The sequence below is a fragment of the Allosphingosinicella sp. genome (assembly GCF_036387615.1).
Taxonomy (GTDB): Bacteria; Pseudomonadota; Alphaproteobacteria; order Sphingomonadales; family Sphingomonadaceae; genus Allosphingosinicella.
Genome location: NZ_DASVTH010000062.1, coordinates 13,906 through 31,948, shown reverse-complemented (window position 1 = coordinate 31,948; position 18,043 = coordinate 13,906). Strand labels below are relative to the sequence as shown.

Sequence of the window (18,043 nt, the reverse complement as noted above, 5' to 3'; positions counted from 1 at the left end):
GGAGCCTCAGATACCGGTGGTGACGTCGATCGACTGACCTTCGGCCAGCGTCACGATCGCCTTCTTCATGTCCGAGCGCGTGTAGGGGCGACCCTTCCAGCGCTTCGACTTGCCCTTTTGCGTCAGCGTGTTCACGCCCAGCACATTAACGCCGAACAGGGCTTCCACTGCCGCCTTGATCTGCGGCTTGGACGCGCTCTGGGCCACCTTGAAGACGACCGCGTTGTGCTCGGAAAGCAGGGTGGTCTTCTCCGTAATGTGCGGAGCGACGATCACGTCATAATGATTGATGCTGATCGCGGCCTGCTTGGGAGCGTCCGCGTCCTTCTTGCGTCCGAAGAACCTAGCCATTGAACCGCGCCTCCAGCTTCTCGACGGCCGCGCGGGTCAGCACCAGCGTGTCCGCCTTGAGAATATCGTAAACATTGGCGCCGACCGCCGGCAGGAGATCGATCTCGCGCAGGTTGGACGAGGCCATCGCGAAGCCGACGCTGAGCGCATCGCCGTCGATCACCAGGGCCTTGCGGCCGAGATTGAGGCGGCCGAGCTGCTCCTTGAGCGACTTGGTCTTGGCTTCGGTCAGATCGAGATTTTCCATCACGATCAGCTGTCCGCCCTGCGCCTTGGTCGACAGCGCCATCTTGAGGCCGAGCGCGCGAACCTTCTTGTTCAGCGACGGATTGAAGTCGCGAACACGAGGACCATGCGCCTTGCCGCCGCCGACGAAGATCGGTGCGCGGCGGTCGCCGTGACGAGCCGTGCCGCCGCCCTTCTGACGACCGAACTTCTTGCCGGTACGGGCGACATCGGACCGCTCGCGGGCTCCGCGGGCCGTGCCGCGGCGCTTCTCGAGCTGCCAGGTGACGACCCGGTGGAGGATGTCGGCGCGAGGCTCGACGCCGAACACGGCGTCGTTGAGCTCGATCTCGCCGCCCTGGCCTTCGCCGAGCGATTGAACTTGGACCTTCATGTGCTCAGCCTTCCTTGCTGTCGCTGTCGGTCGGGGTGGCCTCGATCGGCTGCGCCTCATCGGCGGCAGGCACGACGCCGGCTTCCTGCTCAGCGGCGATCGCGGCAACCTCGGCGGCGCTTGGACCCACAGGGAGTTCGTGGACCGCGGCGTCCTCGACCATTCCGGCGGGAGTAACCTCGCTCTCGATCTCGCGGGCGATTTCCTTGATGCCGGCCGGGTAAGGCGCAGTTTCGGGACGAGCAATCTTGACCGCGTCCTTGACCAGCAGCCAGCCACCCTTGGAGCCGGGCACCGAACCCTTCACGAACAAGAGGCCACGGGCCGCGTCGGTGCGAACGATCTCAAGATTCTGCTGAGTGCGGTTCTTGGCGCCCATGTGGCCGGCCATCTTCTTGTTCTTGAAGACCTTGCCGGGATCTTGACGTTGCCCCGTCGAACCGAGCGAGCGGTGCGAAACCGAAACGCCGTGGGTGGCGCGCAAGCCGCCGAAGCCCCAGCGCTTCATGCCGCCCTGGAAACCCTTACCCTGGGTGACACCCTGGATGTCGACGATCTGGCCGGCGACATAATGATCGGCGGAAATTTCCGCGCCGACATCAAGCAACGCGTCTTCAGAGACGCGGAATTCGGCGACACGCGCCTTGGGCTCGACCTGCGCCTTGCCGAAATGGCCGCGCTCGGGCTTGCTCAGATTCTTGGCCTTGGCCGATCCGGCGCCCAGCTGGACGGCGGTGTAGCCGTCATTGTCCGCCTCGCGGCGGGCGACGACCTGAACATTCTCGAGCGCCAGGACGGTGACCGGCACGTGGCGGCCGTCCTCCTGGAACAAGCGGGTCATCCCCATTTTCTTCGCGATCACGCCGGTGCGCATGACCATGCTCCTTATACAGAGGCCCCCCAGACATCCCGAGGGGCGTGCAAGCCCAAATAGTTAGCGCGCCCCGCCTGGGCTCGTGCTCCGTCTGTGACGGAACGGCGGGGACGCAGAGCCAGGAGCGTTGCTCCTGCGGTATCCCGGTTTGGATTGGCTCGGCGCACGATTTCCATGCGCGTCGCCAAGGCCCTTAGGCCAGTTTGATCTCGACGTCTACACCCGCTGCAAGATCGAGCTTCATCAGCGCGTCAACCGTTTGCGGCGTTGGCTGAACAATGTCCAGCAGCCGCTTGTAGGTGCGCACCTCGAACTGCTCGCGCGATTTCTTGTCGACGTGGGGGCTACGGTTGACGGTGAACTTCTCGATGCGCGTCGGCAGCGGAATGGGGCCACGAATGAGAGCACCCGTGCGACGAGCGGTGTCGGCGATGTCGCCCGTGGCCTGATCCAGCACACGATGGTCGAACGCCTTCAGGCGAATCCGGATATTCTGCGTTTCCATATACCACTACACCGATGCGAAAGAGCCAACCCCTTTGGGGTACTCACCAAACAACAAGAGACACCCGGAGCCTTGCGGCCCCGGACGGCCAATACTCATGAACTTAAGAGCGGGCCGCGCGAATCCCTGAGGAGCTGCGCGGCCCGCGCCCTATATTACTTCGTGATCGTGCCGACAACCCCTGCGCCGACGGTCCGGCCGCCTTCGCGGATCGCGAAGCGCAGGCCCTGATCCATCGCGATCGGAGCGATCAGCTTGACGCCGAGTGTGACGTTGTCGCCGGGCATCACCATCTCGGTGCCTTCCGGCAACACCACTTCGCCCGTCACGTCGGTCGTGCGGAAGTAGAATTGCGGACGGTAGTTGGCGAAGAACGGCGTGTGACGTCCGCCCTCGTCCTTGGAGAGGACGTAGACTTCGGCCTGGAAGTCGGTGTGCGGCTTGATCGAGCCCGGCTTGCACAGGACCTGCCCGCGCTCGACTTCCTCACGACCGACGCCGCGGATGAGGGCACCGATATTGTCGCCGGCCTGACCCTGGTCGAGCAGCTTGCGGAACATCTCGACGCCGGTCACGACCGTCTTCTTGGTGTCCTTGATGCCGACGATCTCGACTTCCTCACCAACCTTGACGACGCCGGTCTCGACGCGGCCGGTGACGACGGTGCCGCGGCCCGAGATCGAGAACACGTCCTCGATCGGCATCAGGAACGGCTTGTCGAGCGGACGCTCCGGCTGCGGAATCCAGTCGTCGACCGCCTTCATCAGGTTGAGGATCGCCTGGCGACCCGTCTCCGGATTGCTGTCCTCGAGCGCGGCGAGCGCCGAACCCGAGATGATCGGGATATTGTCACCGTCGAAATCGCGCTTGGAAAGCTCTTCGCGGATTTCAAGCTCGACCAGCTCGAGCAGCTCGGGATCGTCGACCTGATCGACCTTGTTGAGGAAGACCACCATGGTCGGCACACCGACCTGCTTGGCGAGCAGGATGTGCTCCTTGGTCTGCGGCATCGGGCCGTCGGCGGCCGACACGACCAGGATCGCGCCATCCATCTGCGCGGCGCCGGTGATCATGTTCTTCACATAATCGGCGTGGCCCGGGCAATCGACGTGGGCGTAGTGGCGAGCTTCGGTCTCATACTCGACGTGGGCCGTCGAGATGGTGATGCCGCGCTCGCGCTCTTCCGGCGCCTTGTCGATATTGTCGTAGCTGGTGAAGGTGGCGCCGCCGGTTTCGGCAAGGATCTTGGTGATCGCCGCCGTCAGCGACGTCTTGCCATGATCGACGTGACCGATGGTTCCGATGTTGCAGTGCGGCTTGGTCCGCTGGAATTTAGCTTTCGCCATTGTGATTGTCCTCGTCTTTAGATCAGAAACTTCGATTTCGCGCTCAGGCGAGCTTGGCTTTCACCTCTTCGGCGACGTTCGCAGGCACTTCCTCGTAATGAGAGAATTGCATGGTGTACTGAGCGCGGCCCTGCGAGAAGGAACGCAGCTCATTAACGTAGCCGAACATATTGGCAAGCGGCACCATTGCCTCGACAACTTGCGCGTTGCCACGGCTGTCGGTGCCCTGGATCTGCCCGCGCCGGCTGTTGATGTCGCCGATCACGTCGCCGAGATAATCTTCGGGCGTCACCACCTCGACCTTCATGATCGGCTCGAGCAGCTTGATGCCGGCCTTCTGGGCCGCCTCGCGCATGCCGCCACGACCGGTGATCTCGAATGCCAGCGCGGAGGAATCGACGTCATGGTAGGCGCCGTCATAGAGGGTCGCCGTGAAATCAATGATCGGGAAGCCAATCAGCGATCCGGTCGCGGCAATCTCGCGAATGCCCTTCTCGACGGACGGGATATATTCCTTGGGAATATTTCCGCCCTTGACCTCGTCGTTGAAGATCACGCCCTGGCCGCGCTCGCCCGGCTCGACCGTGAACTTGATGCGGCCGAACTGGCCGGAGCCGCCCGACTGCTTCTTGTGGGTGTAGTCGATGTCCGCTTTCTTGGCCAAGCTCTCGCGATACGCCACCTGCGGCGCGCCGACATTGGCCTCAACCTTGAACTCGCGCTTCATGCGATCGACCAGGATCTCGAGGTGGAGCTCGCCCATTCCCTTGATGATGGTCTGGCCGCTCTCATTGTCCGAAGACACGCGGAACGACGGATCCTCCCGGGCGAGACGATTGAGCGCGACGCCCATCTTCTCCTGGTCGGCCTTGGTCTTGGGCTCCACCGCGACCTCGATGACCGGGTCCGGAAATTCCATCCGCTCCAGGATGATCGGCGCGTTGGCGGCGCAGAGCGTATCCCCGGTGGTGGTGTCCTTGAGCCCGGCCAGCGCGACGATGTCGCCCGCATAGGCCACCTGGATATCCTCGCGGTCGTTCGCGTGCATCAAGAGCATGCGGCCGACCTTTTCCTTCTTGTCCTTGACCGAATTGGTCACGGAAGAAGCGGTCTCGAGCTTGCCCGAATAGATGCGGGCGAAGGTCAGGGTCCCCACAAACGGATCGTTCATGATCTTGAACGCCAGCGCGGAGAACGGAGCGTCGTCCGCGGGCGGACGCGTCTCGGTAGATACGCCATCGAGCTTCAGGCCTTCGACCGGCGGAATGTCGAGCGGGCTCGGCAGATAGTCGACGACCGCGTCGAGCAGGGGCTGCACGCCCTTGTTCTTGAACGCCGAACCGCACAGCACCGGCACGAACGAGAAGTTCAGCGTGCCCTTGCGGATCAGCTTCTTGAGAGTGGCCGCATCCGGCTCTTCGCCGCCAAGATAAGCTTCCATGATGTCGTCGTCCTGCTCGACGGCCATCTCGATCAGGTCCATTCGGGCCGCCGCGGCGGCGTCCTTCAGGTCGTCCGGGATCTCGCGATATTCGAACTTGGCGCCGAGCGATTCCTCGAGCCAGATGATCGCGCGGTTCTCGACCAGGTCGACCAGGCCCTTGAACGAGCTCTCGATGCCGATCGGGAGATACAGGACAGCCGGGCGCGCGCCCAGGCGATCCTTGATCATGCCGACGCACATGTCGAAGTTCGCGCCGGTGCGGTCGAGCTTGTTGACGAAGCACATCCGCGGCACTTTGTACTTCTCGGCCTGGCGCCACACCGTCTCGGACTGCGGCTCGACGCCGGCGACGCCGTCGAAGCAGGCAACCGCGCCGTCGAGCACGCGCAAGCTGCGCTCGACTTCGATGGTGAAGTCGACGTGGCCCGGCGTGTCGATGATGTTGATGCGGTGCTCGGGGCCTTCGCCCTCTGCCGGCTTCCAGAAACAGGTCGTCGCGGCGCTGGTGATCGTGATCCCGCGCTCCTGCTCCTGCTCCATCCAGTCCATCGTCGCCGTGCCTTCGTGCACTTCGCCGATCTTGTAGGACTTGCCGGTATAATAGAGGATGCGCTCGGTGGTCGTCGTCTTGCCGGCGTCGATGTGCGCCATGATGCCGATATTGCGGTAACGCTCGAGCGGATGGCTGCGGGCCATGATCGTCTTTCCTTAGCGATGTGGGGAGCCGGCATGACCGGCCCCTCCACATATAGGTATGGTTCTTACCAGCGGTAGTGGCTGAACGCGCGGTTGGCTTCGGCCATGCGGTGCGTGTCTTCCCGCTTCTTGACCGCGTTGCCGCGATTGTTGGCCGCGTCCATAAGCTCGCCCGACAGGCGCGCCGCCATGGTGTTCTCCGAGCGGTTGCGCGCCGCGGAGATCAGCCAACGGATGGCGAGCGCCTGCGCACGCTCCGTGCGAACCTCGACCGGAACCTGATAGGTCGCGCCGCCGACGCGGCGGCTGCGGACCTCGATTCCGGGCTTCACGTTGTTCAGCGCGTCATGGAACACGCCCAGCGCCTCGCGCTTGGCGCGAGCCTGGATCGTCTCGAACGCGCCATAAACGATGCCTTCGGCCACCGACTTCTTGCCGTCCAGCATGACCGAATTCATGAACTTGGACAGCGTGATGTCCCCGAACTTCGGATCGGGGAGGATTTCGCGCTTCTCTGGGCGACGACGACGAGACATAGTTTCTTCCTCTAAACTTCAGCCATATTGGTCGAATTCTCGACCGGCTTACTTCGGACGCTTGGCGCCGTATTTGGAGCGGGATTGCTTGCGGTTCTTGACGCCCTGGGTGTCGAGCACGCCGCGCAGCACGTGGTAGCGCACGCCGGGAAGGTCGCGCACACGGCCGCCGCGGATCAGCACCACCGAGTGCTCCTGCAGGTTGTGGCCCTCGCCGGGGATGTAGCTGATCACTTCGCGCTGGTTGGTCAGGCGGACCTTGGCCACCTTCCTCAGCGCCGAGTTCGGCTTCTTCGGGGTCGTCGTATAGACGCGGGTGCAAACGCCACGCTTTTGCGGGTTCTGCTCCATCGCAGGGACCTTTGACTTGGCCTTCTGCGGCTCGCGACCCTTGCGGATCAGCTGGTTGATCGTCGGCATGAAGCCTTCACTTCCTTCAAGTTACTCTGCCCACACGCAAAATGCACAAACGCCCCGGCGGCCTTACGGCCCCCCAGGCCCATGCAACGTGCAGCAATGTTCAAGCTCTGGTTCGCCCGCGGCGGGAACAGCATCGGCTTTGCGTGAAAACCACCACCAGCCCCGGGCGAGGCGGCCTATAACCGCGCGACCGATGCGGGTCAACGTCCTTGTCTGGCCGGGCCCGCCGCTTCGCTGGCCTAATCGGACGCTAACCAATCCTTAGCGCCGCCGCCATAGGGTGCGCGGTCGATGACGCACCAATCGACCTTCCTCGCCGACGCGCCGCCAATCGAGGCGGGACGGCAGGTCGCGCATTTGCGACACGTGCTTGGCCTGGTCGAGGAGATCGCCGAGGGTAAGCGCGGCGCAGGTTCAGGCTATGACGCACTTGAGGAGGCCGCCCGGATCAGCGCCGCCTACGAGCGCAGTCTTCCCGTGATGCAGCGCCGGTTCAATGCACTGGCGCAGGAAACCGCGACCTGGTCCGCTGCGTCCGTGGAGGCGCTGCTCCATGCCCAGAAGCACCGCGGCCAGCCTCGCGCCGCGGCCGCCCAGCTGGCGCGCGAGCTGGAAAGCGCGATCCGCGACCTGCGACGCACGGTTCAGCGCCCGTAGTCGCCTAAGCCGGCAGCCAAGTCCTCGATCAGATCGAGCGGATCTTCGAGCCCGATCTGGATCCGCACCATTGGCCCTTTCTGCGGGCTCGCTCCGACCGTGCGGACCCGGGCCGGGTCGATCGGCAGTGCGAGGCTTTCGAAGCCGCCCCAGCTATAGCCGATCCCGAAATGCCGAAGGCCGTCGACAAAGCGCGCCCGCTCCGCCTCCCCTCCCCCATTCAGAACGAAGGTGAACAGGCCCGAGGCACCCTTGAAGTCACGTCGCCAGAGGTCGTGCCCCGGGCAGCCGGGCAAAGCGGGATGGAGCACCTGCGCGACCTGCGGCTGCTCCTCCAGCCAATGGGCGATGCGAAGGGCGCTCGCTTCATGCTGACGAAGACGAACGCCCATCGTGCGCAGGCCGCGAAGAGCGAGCCAGGAATCGTCGGGGCTGGCATGCTGGCCGAGCATCCGGCTGGTCTCGCACAAGGCGCGCCAGTACGGCTCGGTTGCCGTGACGGAGCCCAGCATCACGTCCGAATGGCCGACCACATATTTGGTGCAGGCCAGGATCGAGAGATCGACGCCCGCGGCGATCGCCGGGAAGAGAAGCGGCGTCGCCCAGGTATTGTCGAGCAGGGTCACAATGCCGCGCTCGCGGGCGACCGCGCAAATGCCGGGCACATCCTGCACTTCGAAGGTGAGCGATCCGGGGCTTTCCATGAAGATTGCGCGGGTGGCCGGCCCGATCATCGCGGCGACGCCGTCCCCAATCAGCGGATCGTAATAGCGGGTGGCGATCCCCATCCGCTGTAGGACCGTGTCGCAAAAGGCGCGGGTGGGCGCGTAGACGCTGTCCACCATCAACAGCTCGTCGCCGGTCTTCAGGGTCGTCAGCAAAGCCGTCGTGATCGCGGCCACGCCGGAGGGAAACAGCCGCGTGCCGACCGCGCCCGGCTCGAGTTCGGTCAGCGCCTCGGCGAGCGCCCACTGTGTCGGCGTGCCGTTGCGGCCGTAATGGAGGCGGCCGTCTTCGGGCGGGTATGCCGCGCGCATCTGCTCGACGCTGTCGAACAGGATGGTGGAGGCGCGCCAGACCGGCGGGTTGACGATGCCGCCCGTCCATTCCGGACCGCGACCGCCAGTGACGAGCTTGGTATCCGTCCGGTCGTCGTCTCCGCTCACGCCGGGCCCGTCGCCTTTGGGGTGTCCGGATCGGAGCCCCAATCGGCCCAGCTGCCGTCATAGAGCCGAACACCGTCCCGGCCGAGCAGGTGCGCCCCGAAGATCAGCGCGGTGGCCGTGACGCCGGACCCGCAGGTCGTCACCATCGGCCGGTCGAGATCGACTCCCGCTTGCTCGAACGCCGCCCGGAGCGCATCGCCTCGCTTCCAGGTCCCGTCCTCGCTGAACAGCTGACCCTGCGGCAGATTGCGCGAACCGGGTATGTGCCCGGCTGCGATCCCGGGCCGCGGATCGCCGTCCGTACCGGCGAACCGAGCCGCCGAACGCGCGTCGACCAGTTGCTCCCCGCCGGCTTCGACAATGGCCCGGACGGCAGCCTTGTCGACTAGCGCCGCCGGGTCGAGCATCGGAGTGAAATGACCATGCCGGACCTGTGGCCTGCCGGCCTCAAGCGGCCGCCCTTCGGCTTTCCACTTGGCAAGCCCGCCATCCAGGACCGAAACGTGATGCGCAGCGAAGCTCTTGAGCAGCCACCAGGCGCGCGTGGCGCTGCGCAGCGGGCTGTTGTCATAGACCACGATCCGCATGCCGTCGCGAATACCGAGCGTTTGCATCCGGCTGGCGAACTTGTGCTCGGGAGGCAGCTTGTGCGGCGCGCCGGGTGTCTTGTCGGCAAGCTCGTCGAGATCGAGAAACACCGCCCCCAGAATGTGACCGTCCTCATACTCGGCCTTGGGATCTCGGCCCGTGCCGTCCAGGAACTTGGTCGCATCGACGACGGCGAGATCGGGCGCGCCAAGCTCGTTGGCTAGCCAGTCGGTCGTGACGAGAGAGTCCATGATCACCGTCCCCTGATGAATGCGCGCACGTCGCGGCTGAGCGCGGTGCGGTCGTCGTCGCGGACGTACATCATGTGGCCGGAGCCGTAATATTTATACTCGACCCGCTCCTGCGGCACGCCGGTGCGGGTCAGCGCATATTCGGCGGCGAAGAAGGGGGTCGCGAAGTCGTAGTAACCCTGGCCGACGAACACGCGCAGGCCGCTATTCTCTCGCATCGCCTTGCCGATATAGGGCGTGAGATTGAGATAGGCGTTGGCATCGCGCCCGCCCGGCAATTGCCAGTCCCACGGCTGCACGTTGCCGATTGTCACATAGCTCCGGTCCGACTTGAAGCCGAGCGGCCCACGCAGATGCGCGTTGATCGCAGCCGTATAGCCCGCATCGATGCCGTAGAAGCTGGGGTCGTTGTCCGGCGTCTCGCCGGCCGCGTCGTAGTCGCGTCCCGTATAGCGGCTGTCCAGGCGCCCGACGGTAAGGCCGCGGTCGCGCAGCAGTTCCTTGTAGAAGCGGGCCGGCTCCACCCGCAGATTGGCTTGCTCGAGATAGGTCTCGGAAAGGCCCGTGAAGCGCGCCAGCTCGCGGCGGATACGCGCGCGGTCCTCGCGGCCCAGCCGCTGCCCCTTCAACAAGGCTGTGGCATAGGGGCCGAGCGCAAATTGGCGCGCTTCCTCGGCAAAGGCTTCGGGCGAGGCCGCCTGCGCCTTGCCGTGGAAGAGCGCGGTTACGGCCATCGACGGCAGGTTCAGCATCGGGCTGAGCTCATTGCCCGGCGTGTCGGCACCGGCCGCGAAGTCGAGCACGGTCGAGATCAGGATCAGGCCGTTCAGCGCCACGTCGTTATAGGCGCCCTCCAGCTGGTTCACGACCGCGGCGGTGCGGGTGGTGCCATAGCTCTCGCCCCCCAGATATTTGGGCGAATTCCAGCGGCCATGCTCGTTCAGCCACAGCCGGATAAACTGCGCGACCGACTCGGCGTCCTTGGTTACGCCCCAGAATTCCTTGGACTCGGTCTTGCCGAGCGCGTGGGAAAAGCCGGTGCCGACCGGATCGATGAAAACGAGGTCGGTGACGTCCAGCAAAGCGTCCGGATTGTCCTCGATCGGGTAAGGCGGTCCGCTGTCGTCGCGCGCGTCGGAGGGGATCGCGACCCGCTTCGGCCCGAACGCGCCCATGTGCAGCCAGACCGAGCCCGAGCCGGGTCCGCCATTGAACAGGAACGTGATCGGCCGATTCGGGTCGCGCGGCTCCTTGAGATAAGTGGTCGAGAAGATCGCCGCGCGCGGCGTGCCATCCTCGGCGCGAAGGAAGGTCTCGCCCGCGATCGCCGTGTAGGCGACCCGCTGCCCGCCGAACGTGCCGCTGTGGCGCGTGACGGAGCGGTTCGGCTCCCGGCTCGGCGGCGCGGCTTCCTTGGGCTGCGTCGGCCCGGGCGCCGGCGGCTGCGCGGCCAGGGGAGCGGTGAGAAAGGCGGCGCCGAAGCAGAACAGACGCGCGAGCATTTGCATGGACGATCAATCCCCGAAGCTGGTAGGCTCGGCTATTGCACGGCGGACGCGAACGGAAAAGCGCGTCGCGGACTATCGTCTTGGGGGAGGCGCGGCATGCAGGTGCGGTTCTGGGGAACGCGCGGATCTCTGGCGAAGCCCGGGCCGGACACGCTGCGCTATGGCGGCAACACCGCCTGCGTCCAGATCGTCACCAAGGCGGGTACCTTGCTGATCCTGGACTGCGGCACCGGCGCGCACGACCTCGGCCGCAAGCTACTTCAGGAGGCGACCGGGTCGCTGCATGGGCACATGCTGATCAGCCACACCCATTGGGATCATATCCAGGGCATTCCATTCTTCGCGCCCTTGTTCCAGCCCGGCAGCCGCTGGGACTTCTACGCGCCCCAGGGGTTTGGGGAATCCCTGCGCGAAACGCTCGCCGGGCAGATGGAATACACCTACTTCCCGGTCACCCCCGACGCATTCGCGGCCGACATCCGCTATCACAACCTCGGCGAAGGGAGCTTCCGGATCGGCGACGTCACTGTCCGCACGCGCTATCTCAATCATCCGGCGCTGACCCTGGCCTACCGGATCGAAGCGGATGGAGCGGCTGTCGTCTATGCGTCGGACCACGAGCCGCATGCCCGCGCGCTCGCGGCAGGCGAGGGTTCGATCGACGGGCAGGACCTGCTCCACGCCGAATTCATGCGCGACGCCGATCTCGTGATCCACGACGCTCAATATACGGCGGCCGAATATCCCCAGAAGATCGGCTGGGGTCACAGTACGCACGAATATGCGGCGAAGGTCTGCGCCCCCGTCGGCGTAAAGCGGCTTGCTCTGACCCATCACGATCCGTTCCGGTCGGATGACGCGCTCGACATTCTGATCGAGCAGGCCCGCAGCCGCCTGGGCGACAGCGACATGGAAGTGTTCGGCGCGGCCGAGGGGCTGACCCTTGAATTCGATGGGCCTGCCGAAGCAGTGCTTCCGGTCGAGTCTGGCTCGGAGAGCGCGAACCGATCGCCGGATGAGGATGATCGCCACCTGATCCTGCTGGTCACGGCCGATGCGGGTCTGGTCGAGCGGGTCCAGACGGCTGTCGGTGACGATCCGATCGAGCTGATCCGAGCGTCCAGCGACGACAGCGCGAGGCGCTTGTTCGTCGCCGAGCGGCCGGCGCTCGTGATCATGGACGATGCCCTGCCCGGAATGGGCGGCTCAGCCTTGTCGCGGGAGCTTCGCACTCTCGCCAACGGCTGCTCCGACGAAATCCCGATGGTGATCGTCGGCCGCCGAGCGGCGCCGGACAGACAAGCTCTCGACGAGACCACCGACTGGGTCCAGGCCCCCTTCTCGCCCGAATATGCGCGCACCCGGATCCGCACCTGGCTGCTGCGCGGCCACTGCCGTTGGGAGCGGGCCGGCATTGACGAGCGCGAGGCCGAGCGGCTTACCGCGCTACGCGGGCTCAAACTGCTGGATACCGCGCCCGAAGAGCGGTTCGATCGCTTCACGCGGATAGCGGCGGCCTTGTTCGATGCGCCCGTGTCGCTGGTCACCCTTGTCGACGAGAGCCGGCAATGGTTCAAATCCTGCGTCGGGATCGAACAATGTGAGACTTCGCGCGACGTCTCCTTCTGCGCGCATGCGCTCAAGAGCGCCGACGTGATGATCGTCCCCGACGCTCTGGTGGACAGCCGCTTTGCCGACAATCCGCTGGTGACCGAAGGGCCGCGTATCCGTTTCTACGCCGGAGCGCCGCTGTTCCTGGCCGATGGCCTGTGCGTCGGGACCTTGTGCGTGCTCGACACCCGGCCGCGCATTCCCTCCGACCGGGAAATCGCGCTGCTCAAGGATGTGGCCGATCTTGTCAGGAAGGAGTTGGCGGCTGTCGCTTGACCGCTGACATGCGGGGGGCGCGCCGCTAGAGCCGCGCCATGACTCCCAAACATCTCGGCCAGGCCAGCAAGCTTCCGACCACGCCAGAGGATGCCGTGCTCGATTATGTGGCGAACCCCCGCCCGGGCCGTCCCTACCTCGTCCGCTTCACTGCCCCCGAATTTACATCGCTCTGCCCCGTCACCGGACAGCCCGATTTCGCGCATCTGGTGATCGATTACGCGCCGGCCGAGACGATCGTGGAATCCAAGTCTTTGAAACTGTTCCTCGGCGCTTTTCGCAACCATGCCGCTTTTCACGAGGATTGCACGGTCGGCATCGCCGAGCGGCTGTTCGCCGAGATGAAGCCGCTGTGGCTCCGGATCGGCGGCTACTGGTATCCGCGCGGGGGCATCCCGATCGATGTCTTCTGGCAGTCCGGGGAGCCGCCGGCGGCGCTCTGGCTGCCCGCGCAGGACGTCCCCGGCTATCGCGGGCGGGGCTAAGCCTTGCACGTCGTCATTCTCGGTGCAGGCTCGGTCGGCTGCTTCATCGGCGGGGCCTGGCAGGCCGCTGGGCTAAGCGTCTCGTTCATCGGGCGCGAGCGGGTGCGCGACGAAGTGGCCCGGCATGGCCTGATGCTCAGCGATCATGAGGGCTGGCGCGTCCGGCTCGCGCACGACCTTGTCGATTTCTCGACCAAACCGGCCGCTCTCGCCAAGGCGGACGTGATCGCGCTGTGCGTGAAGAGCAGCGACACCGAAGCCGCCGCCCGCCAGATCTCCGCCCACGCCAAGCGCAAGCCGGTCGTAATCAGCTTCCAGAACGGAATCGACAATGTCGAGCGCCTCAGCGCTGCGCTGCCAAGCCTGGAAATCATCCAGGGTATGGTGCCGTTCAACATCGCCCATCTTGGCGATGGCAGATGGCACAAAGGCACTTCGGGCGAACTCGCGGCCGGGCGCAGTCAGGCCACGGAGGCGATCGCGGCCCGGGCGAAGAGCGGCCCCGCGCGCCTCAGGCTGGCCGACGATATGGTCGGGCTCGCCTGGGGCAAGCTCCTCATCAACCTCAACAACGCGGTCAATGCCCTCTCCGGCGAGACTTTGCTCGATCAGCTGAGCAAGCGCGACTATCGCCGCGTCGTCGCAGCCTCGATGGTCGAGACGCTCGATCTACTCGCCGCCGCCGGAATCGAGCCGGCTCAGGTCGGTCCGCTTTCGCCCAAGCTCCTGCCCCACGCCATCGCCGCGCCCGACTTCATCTTCAAGAATCTGCTGCTGCGGGTCCAGAAGATCGATCCGCAGGCCCGGTCCTCGATGGCCGACGACCTCGCCGCGGGCCGAACCACCGAGGTCGATTACCTGAACGGGGAAGTCGTCCGGCTCGCCGAGCGGCTCGGCCGTAATGCCCCGGTCAATCGCACGATCGTCAATCTGATCAAGCAGCGCGAGGCCGGCGTCGAGCAGCTTTGGAGCCCGGATCAGCTGCGCAAATATGTGATGGAGGGTCACAGGGGAGTCGCAATCTTCGGCTATTGACACTAATGTGAGCGTCATGTCCGCACATTGCTTCAGGATCGGGATCGACCCGGCCGACATCGACTTCATGGGTCATGTCAACAATGCGGCCTATTTAAAGTGGGTGCAGGCGGCGGTTGTCAGCCATTGGGAGAAGCTGGCGCCGGCCGAGGCCGTGGCCAAGCACCTCTGGGTCGCGCTCAAGCACGAGATCACCTACCGCAAACCCGCCTTCCTCGACGACGAGGTGATCGCGCAGGTCGTGCTGGAGAAGGTGCATGGCGCCCGCGCCTTTTATGAAACGCTGATCAAGCGCGGCGAGGAAGTGCTCGCCGAAGTGAAGTCCAGCTGGTGCTGTCTTGACGCCACCACACTGAGGCCATCGCGGATAGCCCACGACATCGCCGCGCACTTCAACCGCTGAGGCGTCACCTACCTCGGAATAAGCCCCCGAGAAGGCCGCGAACGATCTTGCCCGCGACCTTGTTTGCCACCTGACGCTGCACCGCGCGGCCGACCTGGTGCATCAGGTCTTCCGCGAGCGGCGGATTGGCCCGGCGCTCACGGGCCAGCCTCGCCTCTTCCTTCACGGCAGCCGCGCGTTCCCGGGCCTCGATCTTCGCGCGTTCGACTTCCGCCTTTGCTTCGGCAACCTGGACCTTGGCAGCTGCCGCTGCGGCGGCGGCCTCTTCGCCTCGGGCCTGGAGTATCTCCGCCGCGCTCTCCCGATCGACGGTCTCGTCATATTTGCCCGCCACCGGCGAGAGCGTCTGGATGACGGCACGTTCGCGCTCCGTAAGCGGGCCCAAGCGCGATCGCGGCGGCTTGATGGCGGTCCGCTCGACCGGGGTCGGCGCGCCGTCTTCGCCCAGCACGGAGACCAAAGCTTCGCCCACCTTCAACTCTGTGATGGCGGTCGCGACGTCGAGCCGGGGATTGACCCGGAACGTCTCCGCCGCCGCCTTGATCGCCTTCTGGTCGCGCGGCGTGAATGCCCGCAGCGCATGCTGGACGCGGTTGCCGAGTTGGCCCGCAACCTCCTCCGGAATATCGATCGGGTTCTGCGTGACGAAATAGATGCCGACGCCCTTGGATCGGATCAGCCGCACGACCTGCTCCACCTTGTCGATCAACGCCGGCGGCGCGTCCTCGAACAGCAGGTGCGCCTCGTCGAAAAAGAAGACGAGCTTGGGCTTGGCCAGGTCGCCGACCTCGGGAAGCTCCTCGAACAGCTCCGACAGCAGCCAGAGCAGGAAGGTGGCGTAAAGCTTAGGGCTCGCCATCAGCGTCTCGGCGGCGAGGATGTTGATGATCCCCCTGCCCTGCTCATCGCTGTTGATCAGGTCGGCGATCTCCAGCGCCGGCTCTCCGAAGAAGCGATCGCCGCCCTGCGATTCAAGCTGCAGCAGCTGCCGCTGGATCGCGCCCACGCTGGGCTTGGTGACATTCCCGTACCGGGTCGTGAGTTCACTTGCCCGCTGGGCGACTTGCACCAGCAAAGCCTGGAGGTCCTCCAGGTTCAGCAGCAGCAAGCCCTCCTCGTCGGCGACGCGGAAGGCAATGCTGAGCACGCCTTCCTGGGTCTCGTTGAGCCCGAGAAGCCGAGCGAGCAGCAGCGGACCCATTTCGGAAACGGTGGTGCGGACCGGGTGACCCTTGGCGCCGAACAGATCCCAGAACACCACCGGATTGTCGGCATAAGCGTAGTTGGCGATTCCGAGCTCGGCCGCGCGGCGGGTCAGCGCTTCGTGGGCGGGGTGGGTCGGCGACCCGGCCATCGCCATGCCGGCCAGATCGCCCTTCACATCGGCCACGAAGACCGGCACGCCCGCCGCGGAGAAATCCTCCGCCAGGCCTTGCAGGGTCACCGTCTTGCCGGTCCCAGTCGCGCCCGCGATCAGGCCGTGGCGATTGGCCCGGCTCAGGATCAGCCGCTGCGGCCCACCGTCGCTACTGCCTCCGATCAGGATATGCTTAGAAAGGTCCAATGCTCGTTCCCGCCTTGGCTTGAGGTTGCCCGGCGATAACGAGGGTCGAAAGCCCGCGCAAACGAAGTGCCGCCCCGGCATGAGACCGGAGCGGCACACAATCACTCGAAATATTTCGCGGTTTACCCGCGGCGGATGCCGACTCCCAAGTAGAGCGGCGGGGCGTTACCGCGCCGGACCAGCAACAGCGCGGTACTCTTCCCTTCCCTGCGCACCGCCTCGACGGCGGCGGCGGCCTCTTCGGGCGTCCGCGTCGGGCGTTGATTGACCGAAATGATGACGTCGCCGGTCTGGAGTCCCTTCGCCGCGGCGTCGCTGCTGGGATCGACCGATGCGACCACAACGCCCCGTGTTCCGGTGTCGGTGATCCGCAGCGAGCGGGCAATTTCCGGCGTGAGGGTCTGCACCGTCACACCAAGGCTCGCCCGCGCCGAGCGCTGGCCCGTGGACTGCTGCTCGGTCGGCTGATCGCGCAGCTGTGTTTCCTCCTCATCCGGGATGCCGTTCAGACGGGCCAGTTCTTCCTCGGTCGGGCGCTGCGCCACGACGACGGTGGTGGTCTGGCGTCGACCGTTGCGGATGAGCTCGATCGGCACGCGCGAGCCGATCGGCTGGCGCGAGACGATATAGGCGAGCGATTCGTCCGGATTGACCGCACGGCCGCCGACGCTGACGATCACGTCGCCCTGCTGGATGCCCGCGCGCGCCGCGGCTCCGCCCGGGGTCACTCCGCGGATCAGCTCGCCCCGGTCCTTCGGAATGCCGAGCGCGGAGGCGACATCCTCGTCGAGTGGCTGCAGGCTCACCCCGATATAGCCGCGCTGAGGACGCTGGCCGCGACGCAGCGCGTCGATCACCGGTGAGGCCTGCTCGGCAGGAATCGCGAAGCCGATGCCGACATTGCCGCCGGTGGGCGAGATCAGGGCGGTGTTGATGCCGATCACGTTGCCGTTGATGTCGAACATCGGGCCGCCCGAATTGCCGGTGTTGATCGACGCGTCGGTCTGGATGTAGCGATCATACGCGCCCGCGCCCTGGATAGAGCGGTGCAGCGCCGAGACGATCCCCGCTGTGACGGTGCCGCCCAGCCCGAACGGGTTGCCGATCGCCACCACCCAGTCGCCGACCCGGGTGCGGGTCGAATCGCCGAAGCGGACATAAGGCAGGTTGGTGGCATTGATCTTCAGAAGAGCGAGGTCGGACGCCTCGTCGCGGCCGATCAGGCGCGCTTCATATTCCTTGCGATCGGCCATGATGACGGTGATCGTTTCAACCGTAGCGCCGTTGCGGGCCGGTGAAATCACATGGTTGTTGGTAACGACATAACCGTCCGGCGAGATAATGAAGCCGGAACCGAGCGAGCCGCCGCGCTGGGTGGTGGTGCCGTCGCCGTCGCCCTGCCCGCCCTGCGGCGTGCGCCCGCCGAAGCGGCGGAAGAATTCCTCGAAGCCCGGCGGCAGCGTTGGGTTCCGGTTCACCTGGATGCTTTGCTTGGTCGAGATGTTGACCACCGCCGGCTGAAGCCGGGTAGCCAGGTCCGCGAAGCTCATCGGCGCGCCCGGGCGCGGTGTCGCGCCCTGGATCGCGCCCGGCTCGTTCTGCGCGGTCTGCGCGCCGACCGACGTCGCGAGCGTCGCGGCGCTTCCGCCCAGCAGGAGGGCGGCGGTAAGCCCATAAACGTAACGCACGATTGCTGTCCTCCTAAAGG

At 65.5% G+C, this 18,043-nt stretch carries 18 protein-coding genes; 5 read left to right on the top strand and 13 right to left on the bottom strand.

From position 1 onward, the window contains the following. Positions 1-6 precede the first annotated feature (6 nt). From VF631_RS13925 to rpsL, 8 genes are all read right to left on the bottom strand, one after another. Positions 7-351 carry a 50S ribosomal protein L23 gene (locus VF631_RS13925; protein WP_431850921.1) on the bottom strand — a complete coding sequence of 115 codons (345 nt, stop codon included), beginning with the start codon at positions 349-351 and terminating at the stop codon, positions 7-9. Then, a complete protein-coding gene (rplD, locus tag VF631_RS13920; protein WP_431850920.1) occupies positions 344-970 on the bottom strand; it encodes a 50S ribosomal protein L4 in 627 nt (208 codons plus the stop codon). Before rplD ends, VF631_RS13925 begins: the two co-directional genes overlap by 8 nt. 4 nt (positions 971-974) lie before the next feature. Next, entirely contained in the window at positions 975-1,844 is an 870-nt protein-coding gene (gene rplC, locus VF631_RS13915) for a 50S ribosomal protein L3 (RefSeq protein ID WP_431850953.1), read from the bottom strand. 193 nt (positions 1,845-2,037) lie between these two features. Next, a complete protein-coding gene (rpsJ, locus tag VF631_RS13910) occupies positions 2,038-2,349 on the bottom strand; it encodes a 30S ribosomal protein S10 (protein WP_028969184.1) in 312 nt (103 codons plus the stop codon). Between the two features lie 155 nt (positions 2,350-2,504). After that, complete coding sequence (gene tuf / locus VF631_RS13905; protein ID WP_431850919.1) at positions 2,505-3,695, bottom strand: elongation factor Tu; 1,191 nt, start codon at positions 3,693-3,695, stop codon at positions 2,505-2,507. 43 nt (positions 3,696-3,738) lie between these two features. Continuing rightward, positions 3,739-5,835: an elongation factor G gene (fusA, locus tag VF631_RS13900; protein WP_431850918.1), complete on the bottom strand. Its 2,097-nt coding sequence runs from the start codon at positions 5,833-5,835 to the stop codon at positions 3,739-3,741. A gap of 65 nt (positions 5,836-5,900) precedes the next feature. Then, on the bottom strand, positions 5,901-6,371 hold the full coding sequence (gene rpsG / locus VF631_RS13895) for a 30S ribosomal protein S7 (RefSeq protein ID WP_431850917.1): 471 nt from the start codon (positions 6,369-6,371) through the stop codon (positions 5,901-5,903). Positions 6,372-6,419: 48 nt separating this feature from the next. Then, positions 6,420-6,791 carry a 30S ribosomal protein S12 gene (gene rpsL, locus VF631_RS13890; RefSeq protein ID WP_056426693.1) on the bottom strand — a complete coding sequence of 124 codons (372 nt, stop codon included), beginning with the start codon at positions 6,789-6,791 and terminating at the stop codon, positions 6,420-6,422. A gap of 291 nt (positions 6,792-7,082) precedes the next feature. On the opposite strand from rpsL, the gene VF631_RS13885 reads away from it, so the two are divergent. Further along, positions 7,083-7,448, top strand: a complete 366-nt coding sequence (locus tag VF631_RS13885) for a hypothetical protein (protein WP_431850916.1) — start codon at positions 7,083-7,085, stop codon at positions 7,446-7,448. Here VF631_RS13885 and metC read toward each other — a convergent pair. The 3 genes from metC to VF631_RS13870 are packed head-to-tail and all read right to left on the bottom strand — an operon-like array spanning position 7,436 to position 10,961. Next, positions 7,436-8,614 (bottom strand): cystathionine beta-lyase, encoded by a 1,179-nt coding sequence (gene metC / locus VF631_RS13880; RefSeq protein ID WP_431850915.1) that lies wholly within the window; start codon positions 8,612-8,614, stop codon positions 7,436-7,438. The two genes, VF631_RS13885 and metC, sit on opposite strands and share 13 nt — an antisense overlap. After that, entirely contained in the window at positions 8,611-9,453 is an 843-nt protein-coding gene (gene sseA, locus VF631_RS13875) for a 3-mercaptopyruvate sulfurtransferase (protein WP_431850914.1), read from the bottom strand. Before sseA ends, metC begins: the two co-directional genes overlap by 4 nt. 2 nt (positions 9,454-9,455) lie before the next feature. After that, positions 9,456-10,961 (bottom strand): S10 family peptidase, encoded by a 1,506-nt coding sequence (locus VF631_RS13870; protein ID WP_431850913.1) that lies wholly within the window; start codon positions 10,959-10,961, stop codon positions 9,456-9,458. Between the two features lie 96 nt (positions 10,962-11,057). Between VF631_RS13870 and VF631_RS13865 the strand changes: the two genes are divergently transcribed. The 4 genes from VF631_RS13865 to VF631_RS13850 are packed head-to-tail and all read left to right on the top strand — an operon-like array spanning position 11,058 to position 14,771. Then, positions 11,058-12,848: a GAF domain-containing protein gene (locus tag VF631_RS13865; RefSeq protein ID WP_431850912.1), complete on the top strand. Its 1,791-nt coding sequence runs from the start codon at positions 11,058-11,060 to the stop codon at positions 12,846-12,848. Positions 12,849-12,886: 38 nt separating this feature from the next. After that, positions 12,887-13,333, top strand: a complete 447-nt coding sequence (queF, locus tag VF631_RS13860; RefSeq protein WP_431850911.1) for a preQ(1) synthase — start codon at positions 12,887-12,889, stop codon at positions 13,331-13,333. A 3-nt stretch (positions 13,334-13,336) separates the two neighbouring features. Then, positions 13,337-14,368, top strand: a complete 1,032-nt coding sequence (locus tag VF631_RS13855; RefSeq protein ID WP_431850910.1) for a 2-dehydropantoate 2-reductase — start codon at positions 13,337-13,339, stop codon at positions 14,366-14,368. Positions 14,369-14,384: 16 nt separating this feature from the next. Then, entirely contained in the window at positions 14,385-14,771 is a 387-nt protein-coding gene (locus VF631_RS13850) for an acyl-CoA thioesterase (protein WP_431850909.1), read from the top strand. Between the two features lie 4 nt (positions 14,772-14,775). Here the strand turns inward: VF631_RS13850 and VF631_RS13845 are convergent, their stop codons facing one another. Together VF631_RS13845 and VF631_RS13840 are read right to left on the bottom strand one after the other, a co-directional pair. Next, positions 14,776-16,335: a helicase HerA-like domain-containing protein gene (locus VF631_RS13845; RefSeq protein WP_431850908.1), complete on the bottom strand. Its 1,560-nt coding sequence runs from the start codon at positions 16,333-16,335 to the stop codon at positions 14,776-14,778. 122 nt (positions 16,336-16,457) lie between these two features. Then, positions 16,458-18,023: a Do family serine endopeptidase gene (locus VF631_RS13840; protein WP_431850907.1), complete on the bottom strand. Its 1,566-nt coding sequence runs from the start codon at positions 18,021-18,023 to the stop codon at positions 16,458-16,460. Between the last annotated feature and the right edge of the window lie 20 nt (positions 18,024-18,043).

Bases quoted from the DNA above. Each gene is read 5' to 3' on its own strand.
- VF631_RS13925 (WP_431850921.1), bottom strand. From the start codon at position 351: ATGGCTAGGTTCTTCGGACGCAAGAAGGACGCGGACGCTCCCAAGCAG.
- rplD (WP_431850920.1), bottom strand. From the start codon at position 970: ATGAAGGTCCAAGTTCAATCGCTCGGCGAAGGCCAGGGCGGCGAGATC.
- rplC (WP_431850953.1), bottom strand. From the start codon at position 1,844: ATGCGCACCGGCGTGATCGCGAAGAAAATGGGGATGACCCGCTTGTTC.
- rpsJ (WP_028969184.1), bottom strand. From the start codon at position 2,349: ATGGAAACGCAGAATATCCGGATTCGCCTGAAGGCGTTCGACCATCGT.
- tuf (WP_431850919.1), bottom strand. From the start codon at position 3,695: ATGGCGAAAGCTAAATTCCAGCGGACCAAGCCGCACTGCAACATCGGA.
- fusA (WP_431850918.1), bottom strand. From the start codon at position 5,835: ATGGCCCGCAGCCATCCGCTCGAGCGTTACCGCAATATCGGCATCATG.
- rpsG (WP_431850917.1), bottom strand. From the start codon at position 6,371: ATGTCTCGTCGTCGTCGCCCAGAGAAGCGCGAAATCCTCCCCGATCCG.
- rpsL (WP_056426693.1), bottom strand. From the start codon at position 6,791: ATGCCGACGATCAACCAGCTGATCCGCAAGGGTCGCGAGCCGCAGAAG.
- VF631_RS13885 (WP_431850916.1), top strand. From the start codon at position 7,083: ATGACGCACCAATCGACCTTCCTCGCCGACGCGCCGCCAATCGAGGCG.
- sseA (WP_431850914.1), bottom strand. From the start codon at position 9,453: ATGGACTCTCTCGTCACGACCGACTGGCTAGCCAACGAGCTTGGCGCG.
- VF631_RS13870 (WP_431850913.1), bottom strand. From the start codon at position 10,961: ATGCAAATGCTCGCGCGTCTGTTCTGCTTCGGCGCCGCCTTTCTCACC.
- VF631_RS13865 (WP_431850912.1), top strand. From the start codon at position 11,058: ATGCAGGTGCGGTTCTGGGGAACGCGCGGATCTCTGGCGAAGCCCGGG.
- queF (WP_431850911.1), top strand. From the start codon at position 12,887: ATGACTCCCAAACATCTCGGCCAGGCCAGCAAGCTTCCGACCACGCCA.
- VF631_RS13850 (WP_431850909.1), top strand. From the start codon at position 14,385: ATGTCCGCACATTGCTTCAGGATCGGGATCGACCCGGCCGACATCGAC.